Origin of the sequence: Lacticaseibacillus porcinae, from assembly GCF_003946305.1 — a bacterium.
In the GTDB taxonomy this organism is placed as follows: Bacteria; Bacillota; Bacilli; order Lactobacillales; family Lactobacillaceae; genus Lacticaseibacillus; species Lacticaseibacillus porcinae.
In genome coordinates this window covers 94,597-116,903 of record NZ_RHNS01000001.1, presented here as the reverse complement: position 1 = coordinate 116,903, position 22,307 = coordinate 94,597, and the positions used below count along the sequence as shown (strand labels likewise).

Below are 22,307 nucleotides of genomic sequence, written 5' to 3'. Positions count from 1 at the left end.
ACATCGACGCACAGTGAGGTGGAATATATGAAAAAAACTTACGGGTTCACACTGTTATTACTCTTCGGCTTTTTTATCGGGTTAAGTCAGGCCCATTCAGTGGTTGCTAGCACGACCACTGAAACTGTGGCTTATCAAGTCAACAAAGCTGATACCACGACACCGTCATTGGCCAATGCTTTCTTTTCGCATGAGGCGACAGTGACGGTGAAAGATGGCCAAGCGACCAGCGTGACCTTACATATCACCAAAAATGCTTTCGCGATCAAAAGCTTTTCGATCGGGAACCAAGCGGCTAAAATCACCGATCAAACCACCAATACTGCGGATCTGACTTTTGCGGTTGATGATCAATTTAAAGCGACGACTTTGCAAGCAACAATGTCAGTGATGAACATGACGCAAAAAGCTGACTTGGTGTTTGCCAAAGCGTTACTGGCACCCGACAGCGAACAGGTCAAATTTCAAGTCAACAAAGTTGGAACGTCGACGCCATCGCTGGCAAATAGTTTCTTTTCACCAAAGGCGACAGTCACGATGGCGGACGGACGCCCTGCAACCGTGACCTTACATTTGATCAAAAATGCCTTTGCCATCAAAAGTATTGCCATTGGGTCGCAAGTGGCGATAATCACTCATCCGACGGCAGATACCGCAGATTTGACGTTCAACGTGGATGATCAGTTCAAAGCGTCGACGATCACGGCGAAAATGTCGGTGATGAATATGACGCAACAGGCGGATCTGGTGTTTGAACACAGTCTGCTACCAGCAGTTGCGAGCAAGCCAGCGGCGATCGCGCAACAGCAGGCGACACAACCAGTCGTTAAACCCGTTGCGAACCCAGTCGCCACTAGCAAACCAACCGCTTCAACTTCAACAAACGCAGCCAAAGGGTCGGTATCTGCTCGATTGTATCAAGCAAACAATGGCAAACTGACCACGACGCCTTCAGCAGCGCAGCAATTTATCGATCCTACTGCGATCGTGGTGCGTAACGCCACCCATACGACAATGACCTTGCATACCACTGGTGCCGAATATATCAAAGCAATTCGCGTGGCGGGACAATTAGGGAAAATCACCAATCAACATGGTGATTCTGCAGATCTGGTCTTCACCTTGGCGAATGCTGAACTAAATTATGCGATGCCTGTGACCTTTTCACTTTCAGTGCCAGGAGCAGCGCAAATGACTCAAAACGCCTTTTTACTGATCGACTTAGCCCCACAAAAGGCACAACTAGACCCCAAGGCACCAAAGTTGCGTTACCCCTCAATGGTCAACAACGCCGTACCTTCTGGCGTCAACAAAAACGCGCATGCGATCAATGCGAGCCTCGCGCAACAAAATGTGAGTTATACGGTTTTGGATGCTAGCGGTAACGCCATTTCAACGGCGAACCAGTATTTCACCCATACCGCCCACATTGTGAAAGATGCGACTGGTTTTATGGTATTGTTAACGGTTCGTGTGCCTGCTGGTATGGTGCAATTCACCCCACAAAGTATTAATGGCGGGAAGGTGTTGCAATTGACGCATACCACTATCGGCGGGGAAGATGTTTGGACCTTTGGCTTTCACGTGGCGGATGCCGCCGCGTTAGATCAACTGGTGCCAGCAACGATTGTGATGAGTGTGCCGATGGCAAATATTGACAATCAGTCGTTCCAAATTGAATTGGCCTTTGCCAAAACTGCCAATATTTTAGGTGCGAGTGCAAAAGGGACCCCGGCCACCAAACTGCAAGCAAAAACCCCGATCACAATTAAAAAAACCGCCGCAGCGGCTCAAGCAACCCATCAAACAACCAACCACAGCACGCAGTCGGTACAATCAGATCAGTCGCTTCCACAATTGAAAAAATATCCGATCGGTTGGGAGCTATTAGGATTTATTGTGATCGATTTACTGATATTGCTTGGGGCAATCTGGTTACGTCGACGTAACCGCTTGGAGGTGGCTCATGATTAAAAAAATTCTGTGGACTTTGAGCCTAGTGATTTCGCTGGTTGCCGGAGTGGGAGTATCGCATGCAGTTTTTGCAAAGGCAGTCACTTATCAAACGCTGACTTATGGCACGAACAAAACTTCCCTTGCAGCAAAATATTATGTGCAACCGGCGCAAGTCGTGATCAATGGGGATGACTATTTGGTCACGATGACCATTCACACTGCCAGCAGTCTTGGGGCTTGGCCAGTCACTGTGCTAAGTGTCAATGGGGTCGGGCCGGCTAATGTCGTCAAAGCTCGTGATGAAGATGGCTACGAGTATCAATATGCCTTTGAAACGCACGATTTAACGCAGGTGATCAATTCTGATATCGCCATTAATGTCGTGGGCGTCTATGCAGCCCAACACAAATTAAGTTTCAAATTCGATCAATCCCAACTACCAAGCCTACCGCAACCAGCAAGTCGCCAAACTGTAATCAAGAAAACGATCAAGGTGACGCGTTCAAATCAGGATCAAATCATTAACGTCAACCGCCTCAACGCAGCCAATCGCGCCACGCAAACCAAAGTGTTGATCGCAGGCGGGTTGAGTATGGTGATGGTGGCCAGTTTGTCGGCTTGGTGGGTGCTTCACAAAAAAATGAAATGATCGCAACACCTAAAAACCCACCTTCAGACGTTGGTGGGTTTTATGGTTGTTTGGCTAGCCAAGCTTGATAAACAGGTTGAATATCTTGGACAACTGATTGAAACATATTACCGATCCAAAACTCAGTGTGGGGTTTTGGTTGCGCAAATTTCACCATTGTTTCGGCATTTTCATCAATTGTTGCCCAAATCGTTTTGGCGTCTTCAGGATGGAGGTAAGCTTGGGCAATCAAGTGAGCGCCACTGGCTGCGACTGTTGAACTCGGCCACACGCGATTGACCCACAGTGGTTCAAATTCAGGATTTAACGATTTGATCGCCGCCACAGAGGCTTGCATCCCGCAAGCATACATGACTTCTCCAGCTAAAATTGCGGTCAAACGGGTGTGGGGCAAATCAAAGGCGGCATGTTTTTTCAACCATTGCCAGCCGGTGACTTGTTGTTGGGCGTTCAACAAACTTGAACAGTTGATAAATAAGGCCAGATCTGAGACTTCCAAATGTTTCAAACTACAAAACCCGCTCATCACTTCGTCGGCAATGGCGCGTTGATCAAATAGTGGTGCGACTTGCGACCAAGTCATCCCAAGATTGATCAAATGCATCGCAGCACGAGCTGTTAAGCTACCTTTAACCATCAAGTAGCGACCATGCGGCTGTTTGGGGGCAGAAGTTAAAGCAATTTGCAAGGCAGCTGTGACGGTTTGGACATTGGTTTCAGATGCTTGTTGGAGTTGTTGATTGAACCGGTCAAACAGCTGGGCTTGCATGTCTTCAAAATAATGTTCATATAAAAGTCTAGCATCCAACAATAAGGTGTTGCTTAATGTCAACACCGCATGAAATCCTAGTTGCGTTTTCTCGGTTTCAAACCGCGATTGCGTGGCAGGCGTCCAATCAATGGCAACATCGGCTAATTGCAAATTGTATAATTGGCGGATCGCAGCGATCGTCGGCCCGTTGAAACCCCAGCGTTTAACGGTCAAATTCCGCGATTGCGCGCGCAAGGTGGGGTTATGCCAGGTCGAACGTCCTGCTTGGATCATGGACCAACAGTTCCTCAAATAATGAGACAAATCAGTACATTCAAGGGCGTCGAGTTTGGTGCACAACGTTTGGATCTGCATCTGGGCATCACCAGTTTGTTGGCGCAACCATGTATAAGCCGCGTCAACAAACATCACCAGTGGCGCGGCGTGGACTGCCTCGGCTTCAATCGTCCCCATATCTTTATGCGCTTGACGCAAGCGCTGATAGTGTTGCAACACGGGATAAAGTTGTTTCAATAAATTCGTTTCACGATGGGCGAGCAAGTGAATGCATAAATGCGCGAGATCCGCTGCTCCGATTACAGCATCACCGATGGTTTCGGTGTTGAAAGCTTGCACATAAGCGATCAACCGCTCAGTGATCGTTTCAAGCAGTTCATGTGACGCATTGGTCATGCCAGCTGCGATCGCCAAGGTATGAACGGACAGTCGCCATCCGGCAAAAGGTTGCAAAAAGTCTGCCATCAATTGTTCGTCGCCTTCAGATAATGGCAAGTGATTTGAAGGTGATCGCAACGTAGATGATAAGATCAATTGAGCAAATTGTAAGGACCGGTGATCACCATGTGGTTGATGGGCAGCACAAAAGTTGGTTTGCCATGTTTTCAGCGCCTCAGTATCTTGTGCGATAAATAAGAAATAAGTTAAACGCGCTAAGTTATCTTGACGTTGTTCTTGGAAATGCTCCAAATCATAATAAGTCAATTGCAAGTTTGACAAAATCTGGCGCATGCTCGATAAGCTCAAGTCATTTTGATCGCGTTCAAAGCGAGACAGCGATGCCGCTGAACACCCAGCATCAACAACGGCGTCATCTAGTGAGAGTTTGCGATTTTTTCGCACTTGGCGCACAAATTCGCCGATACTCAAAGTTTTCATCGTTGTCCCTCCTGATTGCAATCAATTCGATCGCCTGAATTTTACCAAAGCGGCGGGCTTGGTGCAATTACTAAGTGAGTTTTCATCGTTGTGGTGGCAATGCTATACTGAATGATATCTAGGAATTCAAGGAGTCGATGAGTTTGCATCCAGATGAACGGATCGATCAGTTACAAGCTGCTGGCGTCAAAATCATTCAATCAAAGGAAGTGTTTGCCTTTTCCCTTGATGCAGTGTTGTTGGCAGACTTTGCGGTGGTGAAAAAACATTCGCGGGTCGTTGACCTGGCTGCAGGCAATGGGGCAGTGGGGTTATTTGTGGCCTCGCGCACTGACAATCAAGTGACGATGATCGAATTACAACAACGCTTAGCGGACATGGCCAAACGTTCAGTTGATTTGAATCACTTCACTAATGTGGATGTCCATCAACTAGATTTAAAAGACACCACCACAGTTGTCCCGAAAGATTCTGTGGATGTTGTCACGTGCAACCCGCCGTATTTCAAATTAGATCCAGGCCATGTGACCAATCCCAATGATCATTTGGCATTAGCACGCCATGAACTAACGACGACATTTCAAATTGTCGCGCAAACCGCGAGTGACTTGTTGAAATACCAAGGCAAAGCTTTCTTTGTGCACCGTCCAGATCGCTTAGCAGAACTGTTGCAGACTTTAGTGGAAGCCAAACTTGCGCCGAAGCGTATTCGTTTCATTCATCCTAAAGCTGATCGTGAAGCAAACATGGTGTTGATTGAAGCCGTTAAAGCTGGCAAACCTGATGGCATCCGGATTATGCCACCGATCGTGGTGTATGACACCCAAGGGCAATACACCCCAGAAGTTGCGCGGGCTTTATATGGAAACGAGGCCGATCGTGGCTGAGGAATATTTTTTCTATGTGTTAAAATGCGCCGATGGGACCTTTTATGGGGGCTTCACCAATGATGTCGACGCGCGCGTCGCGACGCATAATGCTGGGCGCGGCGCCAAGTACACCAAAGCTCGCCGGCCGGTGCGTTTGCTTTATTCAGAAGCCTTTGCCTCTAAGCATGACGCCTTGTCAGCAGAGTGGCATTTTAAACATCAAACGCGCGCGGCAAAGGAAGCATTTTTAACCGCGCATAAAATTCACTGGTAAGGCTTGTCAAGGGCGCGTACTTGGCGTATGATATTTTGAGTGTGAGAACACACAATCCACATTGCCGCCGATCCAAATCTTGGTGCTCGCTAGCGAGTCGAAGCGGATATGACGCGGCAAGAGGAACAAAACCTTTAGGAGGACTATTATGTCTGTATTAAGCATGAAGCAACTGCTTGAAGCGGGTGTCCACTTCGGTCACCAAACCCGTCGTTGGAACCCAAAGATGAAGCCATTCATCTTCACTGAACGCAACGGTATCTACATCATCGATCTGCAAAAGACCGTTAAGATGATCGACGATGCCTACAACTTCGTTAAAGATGAAGCTGCTCAAGGCGGCGTATTCTTATTCGTCGGCACTAAGAAGCAAGCCCAAGATGCCATTGCTGAAGAAGCAACCCGCGCTGGTCAATACTATGTTAACCATCGTTGGCTTGGTGGGACCTTGACCAACTGGAACACCATCCAAACTCGGATCAAGCGTCTTAAAGACATCAAGAAGATGGCAACTGACGGCACTTTCGACAAGCTGCCTAAGAAGGAAGTTTCCTTACTTAAGAAGCAAGAAGAAAAGCTGACTAAGTTCCTCGGCGGTATCGAAGATATGCCTCGCATCCCAGATGTGATCTTTATCGTTGATCCTCGTAAGGAAAAGATCGCCGTTTCTGAAGCGCAAAAGTTGAACATCCCGATCGTTGCCATGGTTGATACCAACACTGATCCAGATGACATCGACGTGATCATTCCTTCTAACGATGACGCGATTCGTGCCGTTCGTTTGATTACTGCCAAAATGGCTGATGCTGTTATTGAAGGTAACCAAGGCGAAGACCAAGAAGACGCTGAAGACCAACAAGCAGCAGCTGCTCCTGTTGACTCCATCGAAGACATCGTTGAAGCCGTTGAAGGCGACAACAAGTAATTCTATAAATCCCAGAGTTCTTTGAACTCGACGATAAACACAAACAAGCACCGTCTGTTATCTCGCGACTGCAAGATCTGCAGGCAGTGCTTGTTTTTTAAACCAGAGCGTATGTGCTCGACAAAACCTAAACTTATATATCCTTAGGAGGACAAGATTCATGGCTATTTCCGCAAAGCAAGTCAAAGAACTCCGCGACCGCACCCAAGTTGGGATGATGGACGCTAAAAAGGCCTTAGTTGCCGCTGATGGTGACATGGACAAAGCCATCGACGTTTTACGCGAAAAAGGTTTAGCAAAAGCTGCTAAAAAAGCTGGCAACATCGCGGCTGAAGGTTTGGCAGAAATCGCGGTTGACGGCAACACTGCTGCCATCATCGAAGTTAACGCTGAAACTGACTTTGTGGCTTCTAACGACAAGTTCACTGACTATGTGACTGCTGTCGCCAAAACCATTGCTGCTAACAAGCCTGCTGACTTAGACGCCGCTTTGGCATTGGACCTTGACGGCCAAACTATCGATGCTGCAGCCAAAGCTTTGACTGCCGTTATTGGCGAAAAGATCTCCTTGCGTCGTTTTGAAATCGCTGAAAAGAATGATGGCGACAACTTCGGTGCATACTTGCACAACGGTGGCCAAATTGCCGCTTTAGTTACCCTTGAAGGTGGCGACGAAGAAGCTGCCCGTGACATCGCCATGCACGTGGCTGCCATCAACCCACAATACTTGGATCGTACCCAAGTGCCTGCTGACGAATTGAAGCATCAAACTGACTTGTTCACTGAAGAAACTAAAGGTGAAGGCAAGCCAGAAAAGATCATTCCTCGTATCGTTGAAGGCCGCGTCAACAAGTGGTTGTCTGAAATTTCATTAGTTGACCAAGAATTCGTTAAGGATTCCGACAAGACGGTCGCTGAATTTGCCAAGAGCAAGAACGCAACTGTTAAAGGCTTCGTCCGTTTTGAAGTCGGCGAAGGTATCGAAAAGAAGTCCAACGACTTTGCTGCTGAAGTTGCAGAACAAATGAAGTAATCTGATTTCTCTAAAAGCGTCGCAGTTGCGGCGCTTTTTTTGTAGGAGGGGACTTATGGCAAGCAAATATTATGCGGTGCGTGCAGGTCGCAAAACTGGGATCTATCGCAGTTGGGATGCTGCTAAAAAGCAAGTATCAGGGTTTTCTGGCGCCCAATATAAGAGTTTTACCACTGAAGCTGACGCCCAAGCTTTTATGGGCGGGCAAGCGGTGAATGCGACGACTGCAATCAAACCAGCGCAATCTAATCTTGGTTATACTGTTGTCAGCGATAATGGGACCATTAATGCGCATATCGCGCGGTTGCGATCTGATGAAGCGATTGCCTTTACTGATGGCTCGTACAATAAAACCACTAAGCAATATGCATATGGTGTGGTGATGATCACAAATGTTGACGATCAAGTGCAAACACGTCATCTGGCCAAGGCATTGCCTGCAGATCCTAACGATGATTCTCATCAAGTGATCGGCGAAGTGACTGCTGTTAAAGCGGCGATCGTATGGGCAAAGGAACATGGATGCAAACGTTTGTCGATTTATGCTGATTATTTAGGGGTGCATGAATGGGCACTGGGACATTGGCAAGCCAAATCAAAAGCCGCGATTGCCTATCGCAAGTTTATTTTGGCGCAAGCTGGTGCGATTGATTTAGATTTTTATAAAGTGCATTCACATGACGCGGCCCATCCGATCGATCGCAATATTGAAGTCGATTTGTTGGTCAAAAAAACTTTGGGCTTGCGATAGATGGGTTCATCGCGCGCTAACGCGAATATTATGGTAAACTATTATCAGTAAATACGAAGGGAATCGTGACAATGGTTAAATATAAACGAATCGTCCTCAAAGTGAGTGGCGAAGCACTTGCAGGAGAAGCTGGGTTTGGCATTAAGCCACCAGTGATCGCAGATATCGCCAAGGAGATCAAAGCAGTTCATGATCTCGGTGTGGAAATCGCCATCGTCTGCGGCGGCGGTAACGTTTGGCGCGGTGAAACCGGTGCGGAAATGGGCATGGAACGTGCCCAAGCTGATTACATGGGGATGTTAGCGACGGTCATGAACGGCTTAGCTTTACAAGACAGCCTTGAAAATATCGGTGTGCCGACTCGCGTCCAAACTTCCATCGAAATGCGTCAAATCGCTGAACCCTATATTCGGCGGAAGGCTGTGCGTCACCTTGAAAAAGGTCGCGTCGTTATTTTCGCTGGCGGGACTGGGAACCCATACTTCTCCACTGACACCACTGCCGCATTGCGTGCTGCTGAAATCAATGCTGACGTGATTTTAATGGCGAAAAACGGTGTGGATGGCGTCTATGATGCTGACCCTAACAAAGTCGAAACTGCCACTAAGTTTGATTCCCTGACACATTTGGACATCATCAACAAAGGCTTGAACGTCATGGATTCGACGGCAAGCACGTTGTCGATGGACAATGACATTCCGTTAGTTGTGTTCAACTTGAACGAAGCTGACAACATTCGTCGCGTCGTTGAAGGCGAAAACATTGGGACTACGATTCGAGGAGGTAAATAATTTTGGCTAATGAAATTATTGAAGCTGCCAAAGCGAACATGCAAAAGTCTGCCGAAGCGTTGCAACGCGAACTCGGTGGCATCCGTGCTGGCCGCGCTAACGCTGGTTTATTGAACCGCATTGAAGTGGAATATTACGGCGTGATGACCCCATTGAACCAAATGGCTGCCATCACTATTCCAGAACCACGCGTGTTAATGGTCACCCCTTATGATAAGTCGATTTTAAAAGACATCGAAGCGGCCATCAACATGTCTGATCTCGGCATCAACCCAGCTAACGACGGGAGTACCATCCGTTTGGTGATCCCACAACTCACTGGGGAACGCCGTCAAGAACTCGCCAAAGAAGTCGGCAAGTACGAAGAAGAAGCGAAGATCGCGACTCGTAACGTACGCCGTGATGCCTTAGACAAGCTTAAAAAGCAAGAAAAGGCTGGCGACATTACTGAAGACGATTTGCATCGCTTTGAAAAAGACATTCAAAAAGTGATCGACGATGCCGCTAAAAACATCGAACAAATCGCTCGTGACAAAGAAAAAGAAATCACTGAAGGCTAAGGCTTTCGTTGAAGATGACTCATGCGATCGCGTGAGTCATTTTTTTGTCGCGTCGAACAGGCGAGGGAACTGAAGGCACAACAAATCCACGACACAACATGCTGCTTCGTGGATCTGCGGCGTTTAGCCCATTCAATTACGTGTCTACAGTATCAAGCATTTCAAGGACGTTGCTGCGGGCCTTGGGGTCACGGGTGGCCGTACCACATTGGTCGCTAATAGGCTTTGCACTGCCGTTGGCAAACAGACGTCGCCTTGCTTCCCATGTCACCATAGAGATAACACACCCGGCTCTAACTGGTTTGAGTCCACACGGCGGGACCCTTTAATGCCGGCACTTTGAAACAGGAGATCCAGCAGAGCTGAACTGTACGCCCAGATACTGCGGGCTAGTCTCCTTAGTTTCTTACCGGAACTAATCTTAGATTGTTTAGCAGGCTCTTCCGCCTGTCGCGAAGTGGTACGGGTGACCTGCGCTAAGTCACTCACTCCTCATAGAATTCGATATGATGATAACGCCTTCATTCGCTAATATCAAGTACCTTTAGTTATTAAATTCAAACCTATCCAACAGTGACCTTCCGGTAAGCTTGCTTGACTGACTGTTTAAGAAAGCGGATAATTGCCTTCAACGAAAAGAGGGTCAACATGACAGACATTATTGAAATTGCCGCGCTTGCGATCGGTGCATTTTTGTTAGGCACCAGCACCCGCGGGAAGTTTGCCAAATCAAAGTTACGCTTTGTGCAAATCGGCTTTGGCGTTGCGTTTGTGGCATTAGGGTTACTGATGGCAGTGCATTAACGGTTGGGAATCGTTCCGAACCGTTTTTCTTTTGCTTAAGTCTGCGACATCACCAGTAATTTTTGGCTGGAAGCTACAAGCGGCGGGGTTTTTCTGCTACAATCAATGAGTATGTATCGCCGAATAAGGAGGCATTCACCTGTTGGCAAAACAAAATCTGCCAGAACTTGATCCCGCGCGGATCCCACAACATGTCGCCATCATCATGGATGGCAATGGTCGCTGGGCCAAAAAACGTTTCTTGCCGCGGATCGCTGGTCACAAACAAGGCATGGAAGTGGTCAAAACCATTACCAAAGCAGCCAGTCATCTCGGCGTCAAAGTGTTGACGTTGTATGCTTTTTCCACGGAAAACTGGAAACGCCCAGACAGTGAAGTGAACTATTTGATGAAGTTGCCAGTCGACTTCTTCAATACCTTCGTGCCTGAGTTGATCAAAGAAAATGTCCAAGTCCGCGTGATGGGCGAACTCGACGCTTTGCCAGCGCATACCCGCAAAGCCGCTGCAGACGCGGTGGCGGACACTGCACAAAACACCGGGTTGATCTTAAACTTTGCATTGAACTACGGTGGACGCGATGAAATTGTGCAGGCCTTCCAACAAGTTGCCACCTTAGCGCAAGCCGGTCATATCGATCCTGCTGAAATCACAGCTGAGACAGTTAGCTCACATTTGATGACTGCAGGACTTGGCAAACTCGCTGATCCTGATTTGCTGATCCGCACCAGTGGCGAAGAACGGATCTCCAATTTCTTGTTATGGCAATTGGCATATTCGGAAATGGTCTTTACCGATACGCTGTGGCCAGACTTTACGGAAGCGACATTAAAACAAGCCATCGCTGACTATCAAAGTCGTGATCGCCGATTTGGTGGTTTGTCCAAATAAAAACCAAGATCTGTGATGGATCAATGGAGGAGTTTGATTTATGAAACAACGTGTTATCACCGCGGTTGTCGCGCTGATCATTTTTATCCCAATTTTAGTGGCTGGTGGCATTTGGATCGAAATTGCCGCTGCTGCCTTAGCGCTGGTTGCGATGTCTGAAGTGTTCATTATGCGCAAGCGCATCATCATGTCAGCAGACTTTTTATTTGCCGGTCTTGGCGTGTTGTTAGTGGTATTTCCTGATAGCTACTTCAAGTGGTTACCAGCGCACCTCAACCGTTTAGATTTGATCTACTTAGCAGTTGCCTGCTTGTTGTTAGTGACTGTTGCCACCAAAAACCACACCAGCTTTGATGATGTGTCAGTGTCAACTTTGGCCATGTTTTACATTGGGACTGGTTTTCACAATTTGATCACCGTCCGCAATGGTGCTGGATTGGATACCTTGTTATTTGCGATGTTGATCGTGTGGCTCACTGATTCTGGGGCATATATGGTCGGCCGCAAAATCGGGAAACATAAACTGTGGCCGGCAATCTCTCCTAATAAAACTTGGGAAGGCTCGATCGGCGGTAACGTTGTTGCGTTGATTTTTGCGGCGATTTACTTACATTTCTTCCCACAATTTTATGGGTTCTGGACGATGATGGCGATTGCCTTGTTCTTATCAGTGGTTGGACAACTCGGCGATCTTGTTGAATCCGCTTTGAAGCGATATTACGGTGTCAAAGATTCTGGCAAGATCTTACCAGGTCATGGCGGCATCTTAGATCGCTTTGATTCGATGTTACTGGTGTTCCCAATGTTACATTTATTGGGGATTGTTTAAAAGGAGGCCATGATGACGACCATCCTAGCGTTTATCGTTGTTTTCGTTATTTTAGTGTTAGTCCATGAATTTGGGCATTACTGGTTTGCCAAACGCTCAGGGATTTTAGTGCGGGAATTTTCCATTGGCATGGGGCCAAAGCTTGTGGCTTGGCGCAAACACAACACGACTTATACACTACGTTTATTGCCGTTAGGCGGCTATGTCCGCATGGCGGGCTGGCAAGATGAAGAAGACGACATCAAACCTGGCACCCAGTTGACCTTGACGTTGAATGATGATGGTGTGGTCACTCGCATCAACACCTCCAGCAAAGTCACGTTATCAGGTGGGATCGCCGTACAAGTCGATCATTTAGATTTGCGTGAGGCACTGACCATTTCAGGTTTCGAATATGGCAACGATGCGGAACTTAAAACTTGGTCAGTTGACCATGATGCCACCATCATTGAAGCAGATGGGACTGAAGTGGTGATCGCGCCAAACGATGTCCAATTTCAAAATGCCCCAGTGTTGAAGCGACTGTTGGTGAACTTCGCTGGTCCGATGAATAACTTTATTCTTGCGATCATCGCCTTTATCATCGTCGGCTTCTTAGCTGGGGTGCCACAACTTAATTCCAACCGCATCGGCGATGTGCAAGCAGGATCGCCTGCAGATAAAGCTGGATTAGTCAGTGGTGCGCACATTCAATCGATCGATAATACCAAGATCTCAAGCTTTGAAGATTTGCAAACCGCAGTCACCAAACACAAAGGGGAGACCCTTAAAGTCGTTGCCAAGCAACAAGGCACAACCAAAACCTTAGCTATCACCCCCACGAAAAAAGGCTTGATCGGCGTCACCACTTACATGGATAAGTCTGCTGGCGCGGCCATTCCTTATGGCTTTACCCAAAGTTGGTCGCTGGCGACGCGGATTTTAACCGTATTGAAGTCCTTAGTCACCGGCCACTTCTCATTAAATAAGTTGGCTGGTCCAGTCGGTATTTACACCATGACCAGCTCAGCGGCTGCTGGTGGGATCAACTCCCTGGTATTTTTCTTAGCGTACTTGTCGTTGAACCTCGGGATCATGAACTTGATCCCGATCCCAGTGTTAGATGGTGGGAAGATCTTGTTGAACCTCGTGGAGATCATTCGCCGCAAGCCGCTATCTCGCGACAAAGAAGGCATCGTCACGATGATCGGTGCTGGCTTGATGGTGCTGTTGTTAGTGGCAGTGACGATCAATGATATTTTGCGCCAGTTCTAAACTGGCAAACATAATTTGGAGGCAAACCCTTGAAACAATCTCGCATGTTTATCCCAACTGTTAAAGAAGCACCTGCTGATGCGGTGGCTTTATCCCATAAGATGATGATCCGCTCCGGCTTTGTTCGCCAGGTCTCTGCAGGGGTTTATGCCTACTTACCATTGGCAGAACGCGTGTTACAAAACATCGATAACATTATCGATGACGAAATGCAAAAAATCGACGCCGTTAAAATGCGGATGCCAAGCATTTTACCTGCAGAACTGTGGGAGCAATCCGGCCGTTATGAAACCTATGGGCCAAACTTGTTCAAATTTAAAGACCGTCATGATCGTGACTTTATCTTAGGCCCAACGCATGAAGAAACCTTTACTGACACGGTGAAGAATGCAGTCAACTCCTACAAGAAGATGCCTTTGGTGTTATACCAAATCCAATCGAAGTTCCGTGATGAAGACCGTCCTCGCTACGGCGTTTTGCGTGGTCGCGAATTCATTATGAAAGATGCCTATTCTTTCACTGCCACTGAAGAAGACCTCGATGTCGTCTACAAACAAATGGAAAAAGCCTACACCAACATTTTTAATCGCGTGGGCTTAGACTTCCGTACCATCATCGGTGATGGCGGTGCCATGGGTGGTAAAGATTCTAAGGAATTCTCCGCCGTCGCGCCAATCGGCGAAGATACCATTGTGTACTCGGACGCGTCCGATTATGCGGCTAACTTGGAAATGGCTACTAGCATGGTGATGCCACAACCTAGTCACGCTGAGGCGAAGAATTTGGCGACAATCGAAACTGGCGATGCTAAAACCATTGAAGAAGTTTCGGCTGCGCTTAATGTTCCTGCCAGCCAATTGATCAAGTCTGTGTTATTCATTGCCGACGAAAAGCCAGTTTTGGCCTTGGTTCGTGGCGATTATGAAGTCAACGACGTCAAGTTGAAGAACTTGTTAGGTGCAGACTTCTTAGATATGGCCACCCCTGATCAAGTGCAAGCTGCGATGCATTGTGCGATCGGCAACGTCGGCCCTGTGGGTGTTGATGAAGAAGTCCGCGTGATCGCAGACAACTCTTTGAAAGGCTTGGCGAACTTAGTTGCTGGGGCCAATGCAGAAGGCAAGCATTTGGTCAACGTGAATATCGATCGCGACTTCACGCCAGAACAATTTGCTGACATTCGCTTTGTCACTGAAGGTGAAGTTTCACCAGATGGTCAAGGGGTCTTGCATTTCACTCGCGGTATCGAAATCGGTCATATCTTCAAGCTTGGCACCCGTTATTCTAAAGTGATGGGCGCTGACTTCTTAGATGAAAATGGCCGCGCGCAACCGATCATCATGGGGTCTTATGGGATCGGGGTTTCGCGTTTGTTGTCTGCAGTTGCTGAACAACAAGCTGACGAACACGGCTTGGTATGGCCGAAGAACATTGCACCATTTGATGTGCATGTGATTCCTGTTAACGTCAAGAAAGCCGAACAAAGAGATTTAGCTGAAGCTATCACCAATGATTTGCAAGAAGCCGGCTATCAAGTCTTGTTAGATGATCGCAACGAACGTGCTGGTGTCAAGTTTGCGGATTCTGATTTGATCGGCTTGCCAATTCGCATCACCGTCGGGAAGAAGGCTGAAGACGGCATTGTTGAATTGAAGCTGCGCAAGACTGGTGAAACCCTTGAAGTCAAGCAGGCGGAATTGATCAATTCCTTGCATATTTTGCTTGATCAATTGAACTAATAAAACTGATTGAAAAGGCAGCGCGAAAGACGTGCTGCTTTTTTGTTGGTTTCAGCAGTTTGTTCACAAGATACGCATAAACTTCAGTTGTCATCACTGCTTGTGACCAGCAAGAAAAACAGTTAAGCTAGATGCATGACAAAATTCTGCGCGCAGTCGCAGAAGAAAGGTGGCCGTTTTTTGGCTTTATCCAAACACGAAATGTTCGCGAAGTTGCTGGAACAACTGCAACTTCCTCAAGATCTCGCCAACTATCCTGGCTTTTCAGAAGCTGAGATTCAACAAGTGGCCGTGCATACCAAATCCAAACACTATCATTTTACGATCGCAGTGCCGACGATTTTACCGGTTGCGGTGTATACACCATTTGAGCAACATCTACAAGCCGCATTTAAAGACATTGCGTCCGTGGGGTTGTCAATTCAAGCTGCCAATCCTAGCTTTGATCAAGCGCTACTGTCCGGTTACTGGGCGCATGTGGTCAAAAATGCAGGGATCCAGTCGAGCTTAGTTTACGAATTGTGTACCAAACAAGAACCCAAACTTGAAGATGGTCGCGTCAGCCTATTGGCAGAAAATGAACCGGTCCGGCAATTTTTGATCAATCAAGGCCTTGGCAAACTTGAAGATGCTTATCACGCTGTTGGATTTCAAACCCTCCATTTAAACGCTGACGTGGACGAAGACAAAGCCAACGCCCAAATCGAAGCGTTCAAAGCCCAAAAAGCGCAAGAAACTGCTGAATTAGCTAAAAAAGCTGCCGCTGTCGTTCAACAACGCCAACAAGCCCAAGCCGCTGATCCAAACGCTGGGAGCGGTCCGATTGTCATGGGGCGCGGTATTAAATCCAATGATGAACCACAACAAATGGTTACGATCACTGAAGAAGAACGTTCGGTGACTGTTGAAGGTTACGTTTTTGACGTTGAAGTGCGGGAACTGCGCTCCAAACGCAAACTTTTGATTTTCAAAATGACGGATTACACCTCCAGTTTCATCGCCAAGAAATTCTCCAATAACGCTGAAGATGAAGCGATGTTTGACCGCATTGCTGCAGGCATGTGGCTACGCGTCCGTGGCAGTGTCCAAGAAGATAACTTCTCCCGCGAATTGACCATTATGGCCCAAGATGTGCAAGAAGTGAAACATCCACTACCTCAAGACGACGTCGAAGGTGACAAGCGCATCGAGTTGCACTTGCACACCAACATGTCGACGATGGATGGGATGACCTCGATTTCTGATTATGTGAACCGGGCGCATAAATGGGGCCATGAAGCGATCGCCGTCACTGATCATGCCGGGTTGCAAGCTTATCCTGAAGCGCACACTGCTGCTGGTAAAGCCGGGATGAAAATGATCTATGGTGTTGAAGTCAATTTAGTTGATGATGGCACGCCGGTGGCTTATAACGCTGATGCACCGCGTGATTTAGCTAGTGACACCTATGTTGTTTTCGATATTGAAACCACTGGTTTGTCTGCGGTGTATGACAAGATCATTGAAATTGCCGCCGTTAAAATGCAAGATGGCAAAGTAATCGCCGAGTTTGAAGAATTGATCGATCCAGGTTTTCCACTGTCTGAATTCACCATCAACTTGACCCATATCACTGATGACATGGTGCATGGCTCAAAACCTGAAGCCCAAGTCTTAAATGAATTTCGTCAATTTTGTGACGGTAGTATCATGGTTGGGCATAACGTCACCTTTGATGTGGGTTTTATCAACGCCGGGTATCGCCGCTTAAATCAAGAAGACATTCAAAACCCTGTGGTCGACACTTTGGAATTGTCCCGGATGTTGCATCCAGAACGCAAAAATCACAAACTCGACAGCTTGACCAAAGCGTATAAAATTGCTTTGGAAAATCACCATCGCGCCAATGCCGATTCTGAAGCGACTGGTTATTTGCTTTACGCCTTAGAAAAAGAAGCCGCAAAAAAATATGACATTACCACGTTAGATCAATTGAACTCACGCGTTGGGGCTGGCGATGCATGGAAACAAAGTCGACCGAGTCATGCGATTATTTTGGCAAAGACGCAAGCGGGGTTGAAAAACTTATTTAAGTTAGTCTCCATGTCTAACGTCGAAACTTATTACCGGATGCCGCGGGTGCCTCGTTCTCGGTTGCAGAAACTGCGCGAAGGCTTAGTGGTCGGTTCAGCTTGTTCTAGTGGTGAAGTGTTCACTGCGATGATGCAAAAAGGCTACGCAGAAGCTGCCAAGAAAGCGGAATTCTACGATTACCTGGAAGTCCAGCCGTTAGCCAACTACTTACCATTAAAAGAAGCTGAATTAGTCAAAGGCGATGCGCATTTAAAAGATATCCTTTCAAACATCATTAAAATCGGTGAGGCGCAAAACAAACCAGTCGTTGCCACTGGTGATGCGCATTATTTGGATGAAACCGATGCGATTTATCGTAAAATTTTGATCCATTCACAAGGCGGCGCCAACCCGTTAAACCGTCACAGCTTACCAGATGTGCATTTCCGCTCCACTAAAGAAATGCTTGAGGCCTTCAATTGGTTACCTGATGACCTTGCCCATCAAATCGTGGTGGACAATACCCATGTGGTGGCGGATTGGATCGATGGCGACATCACCCCAGTCAAAAATGAACTTTACACCCCTGATATTCCTGGGGTGAAAGAGAACTTAACCAAAGATGTGATGGATACCGCTCACAAGTTATATGGTGATCCACTCCCAGAAATTGTGTCGGCGCGGTTGGATAAAGAACTCAAGTCGATCATCGGCAACGGGTTTGCGGTGATTTATAACATCGCCCAACAACTGGTATTAAAGTCTAACAAAGATGGTTACTTAGTTGGGTCTCGTGGTTCTGTCGGTTCTAGTCTTGCAGCGACAATGTCTGGAATCACTGAAATTAACCCTTTGCCACCACATTATCGCTGCCCCAACTGTCAATATTCTGAATTCTTCACTAAAGGGGAATATGGTTCAGGCTTTGATTTGCCTGATAAAGATTGTCCAAACTGTGGGGCAGAACTGGTCAAAGATGGCCAAGATATTCCTTTTGAAACCTTCTTAGGCTTTAAAGGGGATAAAGTTCCTGATATCGATTTGAACTTCTCAGGGGACTATCAACCAGTCGCTCATAACTACATTAAAGTGCTGTTCGGTGAAGACCACGCCTTTCGGGCAGGGACTATTGGCACTGTTGCTGATAAAACCGCTTATGGTTATGTCAAAGCATATGAACGCGATACTGGGCAAATGATCCGAGGTGCGGAAATCGACCGTTTGGCTAAAGGCGCCACAGGTGTGAAGCGCACTACTGGGCAACACCCGGCGGGGATCTTAATTGTCCCTGCGAATATGGATATTTACGACTTTTCACCGATCCAATATCCTGCAGACGATCAAAACGCTGCTTGGAAAACCACCCACTTTGATTTCCACTCAATTCATGACAACATTTTGAAAATGGACGTCCTGGGACATGATGATCCCACCATGATCCGCATGTTGCAAGATCTTTCAGGGGTCGAACCAAAGTCGATTCCCATGGATGATCCAGGGGTGATGTCGCTGTTTTCCAGTACTGAAGCATTAGGCGTCACGCCTGAACAAATCGGGTCAAAAACTGGGACTTTAGGGGTTCCAGAATTTGGGACCCGGTTTGTCCGGGGAATGCTTGAAGAAACGCATCCTAAACATTTCTCTGAATTGCTGCAGATTTCAGGTTTATCTCACGGCACTGATGTGTGGTTAGGTAACGCTGAAGAATTGATCCAAAACAAAGTCGTTACCATCAAAGAAGTGATCGGATGTCGTGATAATATCATGATGGACTTGATCCACTGGGGGATGGATGACTCCATGGCTTTCAACATCATGGAACATGTCCGTAAAGGCCGTGGGATCCCTGACGAATGGCAACAAGCCATGCGGGATAACGAATCAGTGCCAGATTGGTACATCGATTCATGTTTGAAGATCAAGTACATGTTCCCGAAAGCTCATGCCGCCGCGTATGACTTAATGGGCTTGCGGATCGCTTGGTTTAAAGTATACTTCCCACTGGTTTATTACGCCTCATACTTCTCAGTGCGGGCTGAAGATTTCGATCTTGCGGCGATGAGTCATGGGAAAGAAGCAGTCAAAGCTGCCATCAAGGAAATCACTGACAAAGGCATGGAAGCGTCGACCAAAGAAAAGAACTTGCAAACGATTTTGGAAATCGCCAACGAATGTCTCGAACGCGGCTTCAAGATCCAAATGGTTGACATTGAAAAATCTGATGCCCATGACTTCTTGATCGTCGATGACCACACCTTGCTGGCGCCATTCCGCGCAGTACCAAGCTTAGGGGATAACGTTGCCAAGCAAATCGTCTCTGCCCGTGAAGAAAAACCTTTCTTATCTAAAGAAGATTTGGCTAAGCGCGGCAAAGTGTCAAAGACGTTGATCGACTACATGACGGAAAACCATGTGCTGGATCACTTACCTGATGAAAACCAACTTTCATTATTTGACGGGTTGTTTTAGCCGCTCAAAAGCTGAGGACTTGAAATTTAAGTCCTCAGCTTTTTGTTTATGAACCGCAACGGCACCCGCAAATGGTGTCAAGTTTTTCAATTGACACAACAGTTGCAAAGACTGCTTTCATGTGGTAAATTAGTTGTAGTAATTATGATGTCGGCGGAGGAGTGAGCAGCGATGCTCACTCTTTTTCATGGACGATGTCAACTCCAATACAAGTTAAGGGGGGGAAGTATGAGTACAGTTGTCGAAACCGTGTCTGCGATCGTGAATCCGATTTTGGCTGACAACGGCTTTTATCTCAGTGATATTGAATTCGTTAAAGAAGGCGGCAGTTGGTATTTGCGCGTTTACGTTGACAAAACCGGCGGCATTTCACTGAATGAATGCGTGTTGGTATCTGAGGCGCTGTCTGAAAAGCTCGACGCCATGGATCCCGATCCGATCCCGCAAGCTTATTTTTTGGAGGTCTCAAGCCCTGGTGCCGAACGTCCTTTAAAAAACGAGCAAGACTATCAAAATGCAGTGGGCGATTATATTCACATTTCACTGTTTTCCAAAGTTAATGGCAAGAAAGTCTATGAAGGCACACTCAAGTCGCTTGATGCTGATACATTGACTTTGACGCTCAAGGATAAGGCGCGCAAATTCGATCAAGAATTCCAACGCAGTGCCATCGCCAAAGCGCGCTTAGCCATCGAGTTTTAATCTGTAGAAAAGGAAGATCATTATGTCAAAGGAAATGATTGAGGCGCTTGACGCCTTAGAGCAAGAAAAAGGCGTGAAAAAGGCCATCGTCATCGATGCGCTTGAACAAGCCTTGGCTAGTGCTTATAAGCGTAACTACAACCAAGCGCAAAACGTTGAAGTCACGTTTGACCAAGACCGCGGTGACATTCATGTCTACGCTGTCAAAGAAGTGACTGAAGAAGTGTTTGATTCTCGCTTGGAAGTCAGCTTAAAAGATGCCTTAGCGATCAACCGCGCTTATGAAATCGGCGATGAGATCCGCTTTGAAGTCACCCCTAAAGACTTCGGCCGCATTGCAGCCCAAACTGCTAAGCAAGTGATCATGCAACGTGTGCGTGAAGCGGAACGTTCCATCGTTTATGATGAATATTCTCAATATGAAGAAGAAATCATGTCCGGTGTCGTGGAACGTCGCGATAACAAGTTCATTTATGTGAACTTAGGGAAAATCGAAGCCGTGCTTGGCAAACAAGATCAAATGCCAAACGAACATTACGAAGCCCATGATCGCATCAAAGTGTATGTGACTAAGGTGGAGAATGCTACCAAAGGGCCACAAGTCTTCGTTTCTCGCACCAACCCAGGCCTCGTCAAGCGGTTGTTTGAACAAGAAGTGCCAGAAATTTTTGACGGCGTTGTTGAAATTGCTGGCATCGCCCGTGAAGCTGGCGATCGCACCAAGCTTGCCGTCCGCTCCAACAACCCAAGTGTTGACCCAGTCGGCACCACTGTTGGTCCTAAAGGCGCTCGTGTGCAAGCAGTGGTCAATGAATTGTCTGGCGAAAATATGGATGTTGTGCAATATGAAGAAGATCCAGTGGATTACATTGCCAACGCCTTAAACCCTGCACAAGTCATCGCCGTTCAGTTCAACGACGAAGACAACGACCGCTCTTGCACCGTGATCGTGCCTGATTATCAATTGTCATTGGCCATTGGTAAAAAAGGTCAAAACGCTCGTTTAGCGGCGAAGTTGACTGGCTACAAGATCGACATCAAGCCAGAATCCGAAGTTGAATTCGTCGATGATGATGAATTTGCTGAAGATGATCAAGTGGCAAATGACACACAAGCTGCTGACGATCAAGCATCTGAAACTGAAACCCCTGCATCTGATGCACCTGCTGAAGATACACCAACGGATTCAGCAGAATAGGAGGCTATCATGGCAAAAGTTCGCAAGATCCCAATGCGTAAAGATTTGCTCAGTGGTGAGATGTTTCCTAAAAAAGCAATGGTCCGCATCGTTAAAAACGCTGACGGCACTGTTTCAATCGATCCCACTGGTAAAGCGGCTGGTCGCGGGGCTTATGTGGCATTGCAACCTGATGCCATCGCCAAGGCCAAAGCCAAGAAAGTGATCGACAAAGCGTTTGAATTAACTGTTGATCCTGCATTTTATGATGAGTTGTTTGCTTACGTGGACCACAAAAAAGCCCGCATGGAACTCTTCGGAGACAAAAGCAAATGACCCCACAACAACAAGCCGCTAATCTGTTAGGTTTAGCGCGCCGAGCTGGTAAGTTGACCATGGGCGAAGGGTTCGTTTTAAGCGCCATTCGCGATGGTAGTGCGAAGTTAGTGATCGTCGCTAACGATGCCAGCGATAACACCAAAAAATTATTTACTGATAAAAGTAGCTTTTATGAGGTCCCGATCAATTCAAGCTTCACCAAATTGGATATTTCCGATGCGATCGGTGCACCGCGTACGGCAGTTGCCGTGCAAGACCAAGGTTTCGCCAAGAAGCTGATAAAGCTGCTCACCTAAATTAAACAGGGAGCGTGAAGAA

Annotated in this window: 20 protein-coding genes; 19 read left to right on the top strand and 1 reads right to left on the bottom strand. The window is 47.1% G+C overall.

What is annotated here, in order from left to right:
- Window positions 1-27 precede the first annotated feature (27 nt).
- On the top strand, window positions 28-1,974 hold the full coding sequence (locus EKM92_RS00520; RefSeq protein ID WP_125706833.1) for an NEAT domain-containing protein: 1,947 nt from the start codon (window positions 28-30) through the stop codon (window positions 1,972-1,974).
- Window positions 1,967-2,605 (top strand): NEAT domain-containing protein, encoded by a 639-nt coding sequence (locus EKM92_RS00515; RefSeq protein ID WP_125706832.1) that lies wholly within the window; start codon window positions 1,967-1,969, stop codon window positions 2,603-2,605. The genes EKM92_RS00520 and EKM92_RS00515 overlap by 8 nt, the downstream gene beginning before the upstream one ends.
- A 40-nt stretch (window positions 2,606-2,645) precedes the next feature.
- On the opposite strand, the gene EKM92_RS00510 is transcribed toward EKM92_RS00515, so the two are convergent.
- Window positions 2,646-4,532, bottom strand: a complete 1,887-nt coding sequence (locus EKM92_RS00510) for a helix-turn-helix domain-containing protein (RefSeq protein ID WP_125706831.1) — start codon at window positions 4,530-4,532, stop codon at window positions 2,646-2,648.
- A 137-nt stretch (window positions 4,533-4,669) separates the two neighbouring features.
- Between EKM92_RS00510 and EKM92_RS00505 the strand changes: the two genes are divergently transcribed.
- The 17 genes from EKM92_RS00505 (at window position 4,670) to EKM92_RS00430 (ending at window position 22,285) form a co-directional block, all read left to right on the top strand.
- A complete protein-coding gene (locus tag EKM92_RS00505) occupies window positions 4,670-5,419 on the top strand; it encodes a tRNA1(Val) (adenine(37)-N6)-methyltransferase (RefSeq protein WP_125706830.1) in 750 nt (249 codons plus the stop codon).
- Window positions 5,394-5,675, top strand: a complete 282-nt coding sequence (locus tag EKM92_RS00500) for a GIY-YIG nuclease family protein (RefSeq protein ID WP_125706829.1) — start codon at window positions 5,394-5,396, stop codon at window positions 5,673-5,675. The genes EKM92_RS00505 and EKM92_RS00500 overlap by 26 nt, the downstream gene beginning before the upstream one ends.
- Before the next feature lie 148 nt (window positions 5,676-5,823).
- Complete coding sequence (gene rpsB / locus EKM92_RS00495) at window positions 5,824-6,600, top strand: 30S ribosomal protein S2 (protein WP_054714795.1); 777 nt, start codon at window positions 5,824-5,826, stop codon at window positions 6,598-6,600.
- Between the two features lie 160 nt (window positions 6,601-6,760).
- Entirely contained in the window at window positions 6,761-7,633 is an 873-nt protein-coding gene (tsf, locus tag EKM92_RS00490) for a translation elongation factor Ts (RefSeq protein ID WP_056963277.1), read from the top strand.
- Between the two features lie 55 nt (window positions 7,634-7,688).
- A complete protein-coding gene (locus tag EKM92_RS00485; protein ID WP_125706828.1) occupies window positions 7,689-8,384 on the top strand; it encodes a ribonuclease H1 domain-containing protein in 696 nt (231 codons plus the stop codon).
- 71 nt (window positions 8,385-8,455) lie between these two features.
- Complete coding sequence (pyrH, locus tag EKM92_RS00480) at window positions 8,456-9,175, top strand: UMP kinase (RefSeq protein ID WP_125706827.1); 720 nt, start codon at window positions 8,456-8,458, stop codon at window positions 9,173-9,175.
- Between the two features lie 2 nt (window positions 9,176-9,177).
- Window positions 9,178-9,735: a ribosome recycling factor gene (frr, locus tag EKM92_RS00475; RefSeq protein ID WP_125706826.1), complete on the top strand. Its 558-nt coding sequence runs from the start codon at window positions 9,178-9,180 to the stop codon at window positions 9,733-9,735.
- A 648-nt stretch (window positions 9,736-10,383) separates the two neighbouring features.
- Window positions 10,384-10,539 (top strand): hypothetical protein, encoded by a 156-nt coding sequence (locus EKM92_RS13520; protein WP_164509848.1) that lies wholly within the window; start codon window positions 10,384-10,386, stop codon window positions 10,537-10,539.
- Window positions 10,540-10,672: 133 nt separating this feature from the next.
- Complete coding sequence (locus tag EKM92_RS00470; RefSeq protein ID WP_125706825.1) at window positions 10,673-11,428, top strand: isoprenyl transferase; 756 nt, start codon at window positions 10,673-10,675, stop codon at window positions 11,426-11,428.
- Window positions 11,429-11,468: 40 nt separating this feature from the next.
- The gene (locus EKM92_RS00465; protein WP_125706824.1) at window positions 11,469-12,257 is read left to right on the top strand and encodes a phosphatidate cytidylyltransferase; all 789 of its coding nucleotides are present in this window, start codon (window positions 11,469-11,471) and stop codon (window positions 12,255-12,257) included.
- Window positions 12,258-12,269: 12 nt separating this feature from the next.
- Window positions 12,270-13,511, top strand: coding sequence for an RIP metalloprotease RseP (gene rseP / locus EKM92_RS00460; RefSeq protein ID WP_125706823.1), 1,242 nt, complete (start codon window positions 12,270-12,272; stop codon window positions 13,509-13,511).
- A 29-nt stretch (window positions 13,512-13,540) separates the two neighbouring features.
- Window positions 13,541-15,250 carry a proline--tRNA ligase gene (locus EKM92_RS00455; RefSeq protein ID WP_125706822.1) on the top strand — a complete coding sequence of 570 codons (1,710 nt, stop codon included), beginning with the start codon at window positions 13,541-13,543 and terminating at the stop codon, window positions 15,248-15,250.
- Window positions 15,251-15,430: 180 nt separating this feature from the next.
- On the top strand, window positions 15,431-19,771 hold the full coding sequence (locus EKM92_RS00450; protein WP_125706821.1) for a PolC-type DNA polymerase III: 4,341 nt from the start codon (window positions 15,431-15,433) through the stop codon (window positions 19,769-19,771).
- 228 nt (window positions 19,772-19,999) lie between these two features.
- Entirely contained in the window at window positions 20,000-20,473 is a 474-nt protein-coding gene (rimP, locus tag EKM92_RS00445) for a ribosome maturation factor RimP (RefSeq protein ID WP_125706820.1), read from the top strand.
- A gap of 22 nt (window positions 20,474-20,495) precedes the next feature.
- Entirely contained in the window at window positions 20,496-21,671 is a 1,176-nt protein-coding gene (gene nusA, locus EKM92_RS00440; protein WP_125706819.1) for a transcription termination factor NusA, read from the top strand.
- Between the two features lie 9 nt (window positions 21,672-21,680).
- On the top strand, window positions 21,681-21,986 hold the full coding sequence (rnpM, locus tag EKM92_RS00435) for an RNase P modulator RnpM (RefSeq protein ID WP_125706818.1): 306 nt from the start codon (window positions 21,681-21,683) through the stop codon (window positions 21,984-21,986).
- Window positions 21,983-22,285 (top strand): L7Ae/L30e/S12e/Gadd45 family ribosomal protein, encoded by a 303-nt coding sequence (locus tag EKM92_RS00430; RefSeq protein ID WP_056963294.1) that lies wholly within the window; start codon window positions 21,983-21,985, stop codon window positions 22,283-22,285. The genes rnpM and EKM92_RS00430 overlap by 4 nt, the downstream gene beginning before the upstream one ends.
- Window positions 22,286-22,307 lie beyond the last annotated feature (22 nt).

Excerpts from the sequence above, each read along its gene's own strand:
- EKM92_RS00520 (WP_125706833.1), top strand. The coding sequence starts at position 28 with ATGAAAAAAACTTACGGGTTCACACTGTTATTACTCTTCGGCTTTTTT.
- EKM92_RS00515 (WP_125706832.1), top strand. The coding sequence starts at position 1,967 with ATGATTAAAAAAATTCTGTGGACTTTGAGCCTAGTGATTTCGCTGGTT.
- EKM92_RS00510 (WP_125706831.1), bottom strand. The coding sequence starts at position 4,532 with ATGAAAACTTTGAGTATCGGCGAATTTGTGCGCCAAGTGCGAAAAAAT.
- EKM92_RS00505 (WP_125706830.1), top strand. The coding sequence starts at position 4,670 with ATGAGTTTGCATCCAGATGAACGGATCGATCAGTTACAAGCTGCTGGC.
- EKM92_RS00500 (WP_125706829.1), top strand. The coding sequence starts at position 5,394 with ATGGAAACGAGGCCGATCGTGGCTGAGGAATATTTTTTCTATGTGTTA.
- rpsB (WP_054714795.1), top strand. The coding sequence starts at position 5,824 with ATGTCTGTATTAAGCATGAAGCAACTGCTTGAAGCGGGTGTCCACTTC.
- tsf (WP_056963277.1), top strand. The coding sequence starts at position 6,761 with ATGGCTATTTCCGCAAAGCAAGTCAAAGAACTCCGCGACCGCACCCAA.
- EKM92_RS00485 (WP_125706828.1), top strand. The coding sequence starts at position 7,689 with ATGGCAAGCAAATATTATGCGGTGCGTGCAGGTCGCAAAACTGGGATC.
- pyrH (WP_125706827.1), top strand. The coding sequence starts at position 8,456 with ATGGTTAAATATAAACGAATCGTCCTCAAAGTGAGTGGCGAAGCACTT.
- EKM92_RS13520 (WP_164509848.1), top strand. The coding sequence starts at position 10,384 with ATGACAGACATTATTGAAATTGCCGCGCTTGCGATCGGTGCATTTTTG.
- EKM92_RS00465 (WP_125706824.1), top strand. The coding sequence starts at position 11,469 with ATGAAACAACGTGTTATCACCGCGGTTGTCGCGCTGATCATTTTTATC.
- rseP (WP_125706823.1), top strand. The coding sequence starts at position 12,270 with ATGACGACCATCCTAGCGTTTATCGTTGTTTTCGTTATTTTAGTGTTA.
- rimP (WP_125706820.1), top strand. The coding sequence starts at position 20,000 with ATGAGTACAGTTGTCGAAACCGTGTCTGCGATCGTGAATCCGATTTTG.
- nusA (WP_125706819.1), top strand. The coding sequence starts at position 20,496 with ATGTCAAAGGAAATGATTGAGGCGCTTGACGCCTTAGAGCAAGAAAAA.
- rnpM (WP_125706818.1), top strand. The coding sequence starts at position 21,681 with ATGGCAAAAGTTCGCAAGATCCCAATGCGTAAAGATTTGCTCAGTGGT.
- EKM92_RS00430 (WP_056963294.1), top strand. The coding sequence starts at position 21,983 with ATGACCCCACAACAACAAGCCGCTAATCTGTTAGGTTTAGCGCGCCGA.